The organism is Streptomyces sp. rh34, assembly GCF_002551245.1.
In the GTDB taxonomy this organism is placed as follows: Bacteria; Actinomycetota; Actinomycetes; order Streptomycetales; family Streptomycetaceae; genus Streptomyces.
In genome coordinates this window covers 1-3,460 of the sequence record NZ_NTGZ01000430.1, presented here as the reverse complement: position 1 = coordinate 3,460, position 3,460 = coordinate 1, and the positions used below count along the sequence as shown (strand labels likewise).

3 protein-coding genes are annotated in these 3,460 nt (G+C 73.2%); all 3 read right to left on the bottom strand.

Translation table 11 applies throughout. From position 1 onward, the window contains the following. Positions 1-1,006: ATP-binding cassette domain-containing protein (locus CR470_RS36710; protein WP_143663972.1), on the bottom strand; the 1,006-nt coding region annotated here is incomplete at its 3' end. A 338-nt stretch (positions 1,007-1,344) separates the two neighbouring features. Continuing rightward, on the bottom strand, positions 1,345-2,385 hold the full coding sequence (locus CR470_RS36705; protein ID WP_097872003.1) for an NAD(P)-dependent alcohol dehydrogenase: 1,041 nt from the start codon (positions 2,383-2,385) through the stop codon (positions 1,345-1,347). An 88-nt stretch (positions 2,386-2,473) separates the two neighbouring features. Beyond that, positions 2,474-3,274, bottom strand: coding sequence for an SDR family NAD(P)-dependent oxidoreductase (locus tag CR470_RS36700; protein WP_097872005.1), 801 nt, complete (start codon positions 3,272-3,274; stop codon positions 2,474-2,476). Between the last annotated feature and the right edge of the window lie 186 nt (positions 3,275-3,460).

Sequence of the window (3,460 nt, the reverse complement as noted above, 5' to 3'; positions counted from 1 at the left end):
GCACGGGTGACCTGCGCAGGGCGTCCAGCCGGGTCCGGGCGGCCCTGACCTGGCCGGACAGTTTGGCCTCGTGCGAGCGGCGGTGCTTGCCGAAGCCCTGTTTCGGGTCTCCCGCGGTGGCCGCGAGCCGCGCTCCGGCCGCTTCGACGAGTTCCTCGGTGCGGGCCAGGTCCGTCAGGTACTCCTCGTGCTCCTGGGCCCAGCGACGGCGGGCGGCGGCCTTGGCGGTGCGGTAGCCGTCCCAGCCGTCCCCGTACCGGGTGACCGTGCGCAGGTCCCGGTCGACCTCCAGGATCACCGAGGTGACGCGCTCCAGGAACGCCCGGTCGTGGGTGATCGCCACGACGGTGCCCCGATGGGCGCGCAGATGGTCCTCCAGCCAGCCGACGGCGCGGGCGTCGAGGTGGTTGGTCGGCTCGTCGAGCAGCAGCAGTTCGGGGGCGGCTGCCAGGACGCAGGCGAGGGCGAGGCGGGACTGCTCGCCGCCGGAGAGCGTGGCGAGCGCGCGGTCGCGGGTCAGGTGGGCGAGGCCGAGGCCGTGCAGAGCCGCTTCGGTGCGGGCGTCCGCCCGGTAGCCGTCGCGGTCCTCGTAGGCGGTGAGGAGGTCTCCGTACGCGGCGAGCTCCGCGTCGGTGGGCCCCGCGTCGCCGGGCTTCCGCTCCGAGAGGCCGGCCTCCGCCTCGCGGATACGGTGTTCGAGGTCGCGCAGTTCGGCGAGGGCCGCGTCGACGGCGTCCTGCACGGTGTCGGCCGGGCCGAGGTCGAGGGTCTGGGCGAGATAGCCGGTGCCGCCGGGGAAGCGGACGGTGATCTCCCCGGTGTCCGGGTGTTCCACTCCGGCCAGCAGCCGGAGCAGGGTGGACTTTCCGCAGCCGTTCTCGCCGATGACGGCGGTCTTCTCACCGGGCCGGACGGTGAGGGCCACCTGGTCGAGTACGGAACGGTCCCCGTACGCCTTGGAGACGTCCTTCATGGCAAGTTGAGCGCGGTCGCGCTGGGGGTGCATGGGTGCCTTTTCCCTGGGTGACGGCCCGCGAAGGCGCGCGCGGAGGCGCGGCGGCGGGGCGTGGATGCCGGACGGCGGAGGGGACGGCGGCGGGCGCGCGGGGTGACGTCGACGTCACCGGGGCGTCTCAGAGGGACGCGCGGTGTGGCGCGCTGCGGCCGTCCGGGCCGGGAATCAGCGGAAGAAGTAGAAGTGGTACGAACCCATGCGGGCCATTCTAACGGCGGCCGGCCTCCCGGCGCCGGGAGTTTTTCGCCCTCCTCCCCGGCGGCGGCCGGGGAGTAACCGGAGGTCGCCGCCGGGTGTGGGAAGGGTTCGGCCGTGGGTGCGGGAGGGGTTCAGCCGCCCGGGAGGATGACGGCCCGGCCGTTGATCCTGCCGTCGTGGAGACGCTCGTAGGCGAGCGGAGCCTCGTCGAGGGAGTACGTCTCCACGTGGACGTCGACCGCTCCGGCGTGGGCCAGGTCGAGGACCTCGGCGAGTTCCTTGCGCGAGCCCCAGTAGGGCGCGCTGACGTTGGTGCCGTACGGAAGCGCCCCGAAGCCGACCGGGAGCGCGCCGCCGCCGATGCCGACGATGGTGACGTCGCCGTCGACGCGGGCGGCGGCTCCGGCGGTCGCCACGGTGGGTGGCGCTCCGACGAAGTCGAGGACCACGTGGGCGCCGAGTCCGCCGGTCAGTTCCATGACGCGGGCGGCCGCCTTCTCGTCGGAGAGGACGGCTTCGTGCGCGCCGACGGCCCTGGCCAGGGCGAGCTTGTCCTCGGTGACGTCCAGGGCGATCACCCGGGCGGCCGTCATGGCGCGCAGCAGCTGGATCGCGACGTGGCCGAGGCCGCCGGTGCCGATGACGACGGCGGTGGAGCCGGGCACCAGCTTCGCCAGGGAGCGCACGATCGCGTGGTACGGGGTCAGTCCAGCGTCCGTGAGGGGCACCGTCTTCACCGGGTCGAGGTCGCCGATCGGGATCAGATGGCGGGGATCGTCGACGATCATGTACTCGGCCATCGCGCCGGGTGCGCCGAGTCCGGGCGGCATGATGCCGAGCTCCTTGGCGCGCAGGCAGTAGTTCTCCTTGCCTTCGGCGCAGTTCACACACGTGCCGCAGCCCCAGGGCCCGTACACCGCGACGGAGTCGCCGAGGGCGAAGCCGTCGACGCCGTCGCCGAGGGCGGCGACCGTGCCGACGCCCTCGTGTCCCAGAGTGAGGGGCAGCGGGAAGGGGATCTGGTCGGCGGGCCAGCTCATCACGGCGATGTCGGAGTGGCAGACGCCGGCGGCGGTGACCTTCAGCAGGACCTGACCGGGGCCGGGCTCGGGGTCCGGGACGGTGACCACCTCGGGGGCGGCACCGACGGCTCGGTACTGAACGGCTTTCATGAGGTCTCCTCGCTTCTTCCTTGTTCCCTTGGTCGCCCCCCGTGTCCCTTTGTCGCCCCCGTGCCCCCCGCGCGCCACTCGGGCTCCGTCACGGGGCGGAGTAGCCGCCGTCCACCAGGTGGTAGCTGCCGTGGATGAAGGAAGCCTTGTCCGAGAGCAGGAAGGCGGCGAGTTCGGCGACCTCCTCGGCGGTGCCGAGCCGTCCGGCCGGGTGCAGGGAGATCAGGTGCTCGCGGGCCTCCGGGTCGGTGTCCCGCAGGAGCGGGGTGTCGATGAAGCCGGGGCCGACCGCGTTGATCCGGACGTTCTGCCCGGCGTATTCGAGCGCGGCGGTCTTGGTGAGGCCGACGACGCCGTGCTTGGCCGCGACGTAGGCGGGAGAGCCCGCGAAGCCGTTGGTGCCGAGGATGGAGGACATGTTGACGATCGCGCCGCCGCCGGCCGCGACGATGGCGGGCAGTTCGTAGCGCATCGAGTGGAAGACGCCGCTGAGGTTGGTGGCGACGACGCGGTTCCAGTCCTCGACCGGGTACTCGCCGGTGGAACTGCTGGGGCCCGCGATGCCCGCGTTGTTGACGGCCAGGTGGAGGGCGCCGAAAGTGTCCACCGCGAACCGCACGCCCGCTTCGACGGAGGCGGGATCGGTGACGTCCATCGCGACGGCGGCGGCCCTGGCTCCGGTGCTCTCCAGCTCGGCCGCGGTCTTGCGCGCGCTCTCCTCGTCGTAGTCGGCGACGACGACAGCCGCGCCGCCCGCGGCGAGCCGCCGGGCCAGGGCGAGGCCGATGCCGGAGGCGCCGCCGGTGACGAGGGCGGTGCGGCCCGCGAACTCGGCCTGGGCTTCGGCCTTCGCCTCGGCCGCGGGGGTGGAGCTGTGCTCGGTGCTCATCTCGGTGCTCATGAGGTTGCCTCGGTTCCTTCTGCTTCTTCTGTGGTGCTGGTGGTGCTGGTGTGCTGCTCCGGAGCGCCGCTGCGCTGGTCCGGAGCAAGGCGCGGCTCGCCGAGCAGGTCGGCGGCGAGCGCGTCGAACGCCTCGGCGACCAGTCCGGGCAGGGCGTCCGGCCGTCCTCCGCGC